The sequence below is a fragment of the Moorena sp. SIO4E2 genome (genome assembly GCF_010671945.1).
Taxonomy (GTDB): Bacteria; Cyanobacteriota; Cyanobacteriia; order Cyanobacteriales; family Coleofasciculaceae; genus Moorena; species Moorena producens.
Map to the genome: position 1 here is coordinate 1 of NZ_JAAHIE010000375.1, position 7,416 is coordinate 7,416.

The 7,416-nt window shown below is 45.3% G+C and carries 7 protein-coding genes; 2 read left to right on the forward strand and 5 right to left on the reverse strand.

Annotated features, from left to right (window positions below; translation table 11 throughout):
* Positions 1 to 535 precede the first annotated feature (535 nt).
* Positions 536 to 1,591, forward strand: coding sequence for a Fe(3+) ABC transporter substrate-binding protein (locus F6K37_RS27670; RefSeq protein WP_287253617.1), 1,056 nt, complete (start codon positions 536 to 538; stop codon positions 1,589 to 1,591).
* Between the two features lie 207 nt (positions 1,592 to 1,798).
* On the opposite strand, the gene F6K37_RS27675 is transcribed toward F6K37_RS27670, so the two are convergent.
* Entirely contained in the window at positions 1,799 to 1,960 is a 162-nt protein-coding gene (locus F6K37_RS27675; protein ID WP_008184289.1) for a hypothetical protein, read from the reverse strand.
* Positions 1,961 to 1,962: 2 nt separating this feature from the next.
* A complete protein-coding gene (locus tag F6K37_RS27680) occupies positions 1,963 to 3,639 on the reverse strand; it encodes an ABC transporter permease (protein ID WP_008184287.1) in 1,677 nt (558 codons plus the stop codon).
* 277 nt (positions 3,640 to 3,916) lie between these two features.
* On the opposite strand from F6K37_RS27680, the gene F6K37_RS27685 reads away from it, so the two are divergent.
* Positions 3,917 to 5,302, forward strand: coding sequence for an aldehyde dehydrogenase (locus F6K37_RS27685; protein WP_287253620.1), 1,386 nt, complete (start codon positions 3,917 to 3,919; stop codon positions 5,300 to 5,302).
* Here F6K37_RS27685 and F6K37_RS27690 read toward each other — a convergent pair.
* The 3 genes from F6K37_RS27690 to F6K37_RS27700 all read right to left on the reverse strand — a co-directional run bounded on the left by F6K37_RS27690 (position 5,299) and on the right by F6K37_RS27700 (position 7,134).
* Positions 5,299 to 5,520: a hypothetical protein gene (locus F6K37_RS27690; RefSeq protein WP_044493157.1), complete on the reverse strand. Its 222-nt coding sequence runs from the start codon at positions 5,518 to 5,520 to the stop codon at positions 5,299 to 5,301. The two genes, F6K37_RS27685 and F6K37_RS27690, sit on opposite strands and share 4 nt — an antisense overlap.
* Positions 5,521 to 5,562: 42 nt before the next feature.
* Complete coding sequence (locus tag F6K37_RS27695; RefSeq protein WP_008184279.1) at positions 5,563 to 6,309, reverse strand: hypothetical protein; 747 nt, start codon at positions 6,307 to 6,309, stop codon at positions 5,563 to 5,565.
* Between the two features lie 651 nt (positions 6,310 to 6,960).
* Positions 6,961 to 7,134, reverse strand: coding sequence for a hypothetical protein (locus F6K37_RS27700; protein WP_193431500.1), 174 nt, complete (start codon positions 7,132 to 7,134; stop codon positions 6,961 to 6,963).
* Between the last annotated feature and the right edge of the window lie 282 nt (positions 7,135 to 7,416).

A 7,416-nucleotide genomic window follows, 5' to 3' on the forward strand; every position in this document is an offset into this window, starting at 1 on the left:
CCTCCCGACTCCCGACTCCCGACTCCCGACTCCCGACTCCCGACTCCCGACTCCCGACTCGCTCAGTAGTCAGTAGCCGCAAAATCTTATCAATTGTAGTAATGCTGGTAAAGGTGTTTCCAAATTCAAGGACGCAATAATTGCTAAACCCTTTATATGACAAGCTTTTCCAGTGCCTGTTTCCTAAGGGCGGAAGTTCCCTAGCCCTGGGCGCAGCCCTATAACTTTCAGCTCTATTCCTCTGGAAAATTTTTAGATAAATTTCTGATAAGCTATTAAAAAAATAATAGTATACTGAGTAAAGTTCCTCTTCTACACACTGACCATTACATCTACTATAGGGTCAAGTATATAGTCAAATCAGGTAATTGAAAGGATTTATTTGCGATCCGACCGCCTGAGGTAGTTTACAAAATCTACAAACTAATCGATAATTTATAGCGATAGCAGTAGGTATGGTAACTCAGGTGCTGGATTAACATACCTACTGCATAAATTTAGCGACAACCCTAAGGAGAGAAAGTAGTAGTTGCTGATGAACATCAATAGAAGAAATATCTTACTAGCAGGTGGTACAGCCATGGCGGCTTACACCTTGGGTGAACTGGGTAAACCTCGTAGAGCAGTCGCCCAGAATCGGGTAGTCAATGTCTACTCCTCTCGTCACTACAAGACGGATGATGACTTGTACGATAACTTCACCCGCATCACTGGTATTAAAGTGAATCTGATTGAGGGGAAAGCAAATCCATTAATAGAACGGATTAAAAGTGAGGGGGCCAATAGCCCTGCTGATGTCTTAATTACTGTTGACGCTGGTCGTCTTTGGAAAGCTGACCAGGCTGGTATTTTTGCCCCGGTTAATTCATCGGAACTCAACTCCAATATTCCCGCTAACCTGCGACACCCTGACAATCACTGGTTTGGCTTCACTAAGCGAGCGCGGGTGATTATGTATAACAAAGACAGAGTCAACCCTGCTGAACTGTCAACTTACGAAAATCTGGCTGATCCCAAATGGCAAGGTCGCATTGCTATCCGCTCATCGAGCAATATCTATAATCAGTCTCTGGTTGCCTCACTGATTGCCAGCCTGGGTGTACCAGCAGTAAAAGCATGGGTCGAGAGCTTTGTGGGTAACTTTGCTCGCAAGCCTCAGGGTAATGATCGAGCCCAAATTGAAGCCGTTGCGGCTGGGATTGCGGATATTGCGATCGCAAATACCTATTATCTACCTCGCTATATTAAATCCGATGACCCTGCCAAGCAGGGGATCTTCAAGAAAGTTGGTGTATTTTTCCCTAATCAGCAAAACCGGGGTGCCCACATTAATATCAGTGGTGGCGGCTTGGTTAAAACAGCTCCTAATCGAGAAAATGGTATCAAGTTCTTAGAGTATCTAACTAGCCCTACGGCTCAGACCTTCTTTGCTCAAGCTAATAGCGAATATCCAGTGGTTTCTGGAACACCGATTGATCCGGTACTTGCGGGCTTTGGTTTTCCCTTCAAGGAAGATCCAACCAGTGTTTCCCAATATGGTCCCAATAGTGCTACAGCAGTTCAACTTATGGATATTGCTGGTTGGGTATAACAGTTATAAATTAGATCAAGTACTGTCGTTTTAGGGAGTAGGGAGCGGTGCGACCCGTGGCGAATTAAATTCGCCTACGGAAAGCGCACCGAGGGAGTAGGGAGTAGCGCCGAGAAAGCAAAAACTCCTCTTTTCCCTGTTCCCTGTTCCCTTTTTTTTGATTCCAACACCATGAAGAATTAAGAATTAAGAATTAAGAATTAAGAATTAAGAATTAAGAATTATGCCTTCTTCATGCTTCATTCTGCCTTCTGCCTTCTGCCTTCTGCCTTCTGCCTTCTGTATTCTGCCTTCTGTATTCTGCCTTCTGCCTTCTGCCTTCTGTATTCTGCCTTCTGCCTTCTGCCTTCTGCCTTCTGCCTTCTGCATTATTATCCCTGAGATTTAGCAATCTTCAAACTTAATAAAATTACTGGAATAATCCCTACTAAAACAATCGCTAAGGCTGGTGCTGATGCCTGTATTAATCGTTCATCGGAGGCATACTGGTAAACTCGTACTGCCAGGGTGTCAAAATTAAACGGTCGCATGATCAGAGTTGCTGGTAACTCTTTCATCACATCCACAAACACCAACATGGCTGCTGTCAACAATCCTCCCCACATTAATGGGGCGTGAACTTTGATTAGGGTCAGCGTAGGTCCATAACCGAGACTGCGAGAGGCATCATCTAAACTAGGCTTAATCTTACCTAGGCTGGATTCAACGGTATTGAATGAAATTGCTAGGAAGCGCACAAGATAGGCGTATACTAGAGCAATGATGGTGCCACTAAAAATTAAACCGGTGGATATGCCCAAGTTATCCCGCATCCAGCTGTCAATGATATTGTCCAACTGACCTAAGGGCATCAAGACACCAACTGCAATCACTGAACCAGGGATAGCGTAACCCATGGCAGCAGTGCGTACTGCTAAGCGCATCCCTAGTTTGGGCACTAGACGTTGCCCATAAGCCATGACTAATGCTAAGACCATAGCAATCGCAGCTGTTGTAATTGCTAATAGTAAACTATTTGTAGCTAGCTGCCAAAAATTATCATCTAAGGTTTCCTCGGCATTTTTAATGGTCATGTGCAGCAAAAATGCTGCAGGTGCTAAAAATCCAAGAGCAGTGGGAAGGAAACAGGCTACAAACGCGAGTATGGCTCTGATCCCAGTTAGTGGAAATGGCTTGATTCCCTGGTAACTACTGCTAGTCTCATAATAGCGAGATTGCTTACGAGACCAGCGTTCTAGTAGAATTAAAATAATTACAAATAGTAGCAAACAGGCGGCTAGTTGAGCAGCAGCTGACCTCTCACCCATGTCTAACCAGGTACGATATATGCCTGTAGTGAAAGTACTGACACCGAAATACTTTACTGTGCCAAAGTCGCTTAGGGTTTCCATCAGTGCTAAGGCCAAACCTGCCATGATCCCTGGTCTGGCTAGGGGTAGAGCGACGGTGAAGAAGCCACGCCAAGGGTTACATCCGAGGGAACGAGCAGCTTCTAGGGTACGGACGGATTGCTCTAGGAACGCTACCCTGGTGATTAGGTAAACGTAGGGATAGAGCACCAGAGACAACATTGCGATCGCACCCCACAGAGACCGGACATTGGGAAACCAATAATCCTGCACGCTAGTCCAGCCAAACAGCTGCCGCAGCCAGGTCTGTACGGGTCCAAAAAAGTCCAGCATATTGGTGTAAGTATAGGCAAGTAAATAGGCTGGTGCTGCCAGAGGCAGTAGTAAAGCCCATTCAAACACCCGGCTTCCCCAGAAGCGACACATGGTTACTAGCCATGCTGTTGAAACCCCAAGGATTAATACTCCACTACCTACACCTATAATTAACCACAGGGAGTTGACAATGTAACTGCCTAAGACAGTGGAGACTAAATGACTCCATACTTCCGAAGAATCGGAGAACATACTGCCCAGCACAGATAGGACTGGTGCGCAAATCAGGAGTGCGATCGCAATTACGGAGACTGTCCAACCAGGCAAACCCAGACGATGCCATGGTTTGTTACCGCTCAATAGTGCTGAAATTTTTAGTGGCATCGGGAGTTTTCAGAGGTAATGATTACTTTAGGACTTAGGAAGTTTCCTTGGTTTTGCCCCCCTAACCCCCCAAATCTGGGGGGGACAAAGTCACGAAAGTCCCCCAAAGTTGGGGGATTTAGGGGGCAATGGGTAAGTCATGTACTTAATGCTTTCAGGGAGCTGAACTGACTCAACTCTTGCAAGTATTTAGCAATAAACTATCCTATCAAATAATTGCTAACCTTGAACCAGAACAAAATGATTTTTTTTTTCCGTTCAGGGATTAAATTTTAAGATGCTTGAACTACAAACCAGTGAAGTCAAGGATATTTTGGCTCAGCAGCGCAATTTTTTCAGCACCGGTAAAACCAAAGATGTGGCATTCCGGATCGCCCAACTCAAGCGCCTCAAGCAAGTTATTTTAGAAAATGATACTGCCATTTTAGAAGGCTTGAAAGCCGACCTGCACAAGGCGGAATTTGAATCTTATGCTACCGAAATTATCCTGGTGCAGGAAATTGATCACACCCTCAAGCATATTAAATCCTGGGTCAAGCCGAAAAGAGTCCCGGTCTCAATGGCAAATTTTCCAGGCTCGGGTCAAATTTATCCCGAACCCTTGGGAGTAGTACTGATTATCAGTCCCTGGAACTATCCATTTGCTCTAGCCATTGCGCCTTTAGTGGGTGCGATCGCAGCGGGAAACTGTTGCGTTATCAAACCTTCTGAAATCTCCCCTCACACCTCTGGTGCGATCGCAGAGATTATCCAGAAAAACTTTGACCCTAGCTATATTACTGTAGTGGAAGGGGGAGTAGAAACTAGTCAGGAACTGTTAGCAGAAAAATTCGACCATATCTTGTTCACCGGCAGCACCCAAGTTGGCAGAATTATCATGACTGCTGCTGCCAAACACCTAACCCCCGTCACCCTAGAGTTGGGGGGTAAAAGTCCCTGCATTGTGGAGACAGATGTGCCGATAGAGACTACAGCAAAACGAATTGTTTGGGGTAAGTTTCTCAATGCCGGTCAAACCTGCGTTGCACCAGACTATCTGCTGGTCAATCGGGAGATTAAATCTGATTTACTCCAGGAAATCAAAGCCTGTATCCATAAATTTTATGGAGACGATCCCGCCAAAAGTCCAGATTATGCTCGGATTATCAGTGATAAGCATTATCAGCGTTTGAGTAGCTTACTCAACGATGGTGACATCATAATTGGTGGACAAACTAATCCAGAAGACCGCTATATTGCTCCCACGGTCATCGACAATATTTCCTTAGAGGATAAAGTGATGGAAGAGGAAATCTTTGGTCCGATTCTACCTGTGATTGAATACAGTAATTTAGATGAAGCCATTGGGATAGTTAACCAAAGACCAAAACCATTAGCGCTATATTTTTTCTCCAGAGACAAAGCAAAGCAACAGCAGGTTTTGCAACAGACCTCTGCTGGTGGTGTTTGCTTGAATGAAACAGTTATGCATCTAAATGTTCCTTCCCTACCATTTGGTGGGGTTGGTGATAGTGGCATGGGTGCTTATCATGGGAAAGCTGGTTTTGATACCTTTTCTCACCAAAAAAGCGTGCTTAAGAAATCCTTCTGGCTGGATTTGCAGTTGCGCTATGCTCCCTACAAAGACAAACTCGAACAGATCAAGAAATTTATTAGTGGTTAGTCATTCTTCGTTTTAGGGAGTCGGGAGTCGGTACCCACCCCTAACCCCTCCCAGGAGGGGAACGGGAGTCGGGAGTCGGGAGTCGGGAGCTTCGGAGCTAGCGCCGTCTTGGGTAGCCAGTTGCTCATCTCTTCATCTCCCCATCTCTTCATCTCCCCATCTCCCCATCTCCCCGCGCCCCCACACTTACCACACTTACCACACTTACATCTCCCCATCTCCCCATCTCCCAACACTGCGCGCGGCGCTATAACCAATCGCTAATCATGCTCGGACTTCTTAGGATCATCCTCACACCAGACTGCACTGGCTAAGCCACTCCAGCAGATCATCTTCCATTTAGCCATGGATAGTTTAGGAATCTTAGCAACGAATAGCCAGTCAGAGTAATCTAGGTGCTTATAGATACGATCTTTGGCACCACTATCACTATGATTCAGCCAGCCCCAGCCAGAGATACCTTTATGGCCCCGGTGCTCCGTATCATCACCAAATCGGAAAGAGTATTCATGATTACCGAAGTAGTCTACTAGATCAAAGGACTTGAACTTCTTAGACTTGATTGTCCCCTTACCCATGCCAATCTTGTATGTGCCATAGGCTTTCTCGGTGACATAGGCATCGTTGTCTTTATGTCCCACAACTTTGTAGGTAAAGTCGATATCCCAGTAGTCAGTTGTCCTTTTTTTGTAATTCTTCCCTTCTTTTTGTCCACCGAAGGCTTTTCCGTAGATGTGGATCTCACCTGTGCTGGTGTAGTCGAGGAATACCTCTGCGCCCTCGTACTCAAAATCAAAGGTATAGATATCTCTGGCATTACCAGTGAGCAGTCCATCAAGACGCAAGCCATAGGGTGGCGGACTGGCACTAGCACCAGGGTGATTGCAAAGTTGGAAGGTACACTTTTGTGGAGCAAATGTGGGCTTGAATGAGAAGGGAACTAAAAAATTGATCGGAATCTCAAATTCACAGTTGTAAGAGGATTCGTGGATATTTTCGTCAGGCATGATTTGCCCTCCATCAGGTAGTTTGGCAGGTAGTCTTAATCTCTCCCAATGGTCTCATAATTTACTAACAAGTTGCGGTACCCTTAAGGGTACCTTTTAGTTAACTTGTAAGCATTCAGCTATCAGTTATCAGCTATCAGCTATCAGCTATCAGCGGTTTGCAATTCAGTTAGGTACAAATTTCTGAATTTTAGGGAACAGGGAACAGCGGATCACCGGAACAGGGAAGAGAGAACAGGGAAGTCGGAAGTCGGAAGTGGGAAAACAATCCTGTGTACCTGAGGTGCGACCCGTGGCGAATTTAATAATTAGATGCGGAAAGCGCACCTGATAGTTATGCAAACCGCCGTATGCGCTATCGGCAGGGTTAAGGAGGAAACCGTTAAGAATAAAACAGGTCAGCATTCGAATAATGCTGAGTTACAGAAAGCACCTCAAGTAGCGTGGGAGGTTTATTTTAAGCTGACGGCTGACAGCTGACGGCACCTCAAGTAGCGTGCGCGTAGGGCATATGCTTACGTTAAGCTTAGCAGGAGACTGGTTAAGAAAACCCCCCTGACTTGATAAGCCTAGGGGGATTTGAGGAACTAATTTCTATGAACTAATTTAAAGCCAGCCGTCAAAGATTCTTGTCAGAGATTGCTAAAGAGACTAAGTGCTAACCGGTTCCGCTGGCTCAGTAGGCGCTCCGTTCTCTTCGATCTCCATTTCCTCATACTTAGTAAAGCACTTACGCTTAGCACCTACAGCTAGGTCGAGCACAATCGGTACTTCTAATTTGATGGGAACTTGGAACACACAGGGGTTAGAGTATTTGTAAGGCATGGGTTTTACCTCTTGCTTTAATTAATTTCAATCAACACATTTATATAATGTCAAATCTAACTCTGGCTTGGCAGTACCCTTGAGGGTACCTTTTATGAGGTGATATGATAGTGTTTCATAACTTAGCCTCGGTATTGGTGGGCATTGCTCATTTAATTTATAGGCTCACTAATTTTAATCTTCCTGATCAATGCCCACCCTACGATTTTTATCTGGTTCAGTATTGGTGGGCATGATTATCGCTTAAGGTCTACAATAAAACTCCTCCCTCCTGAGCTCAGG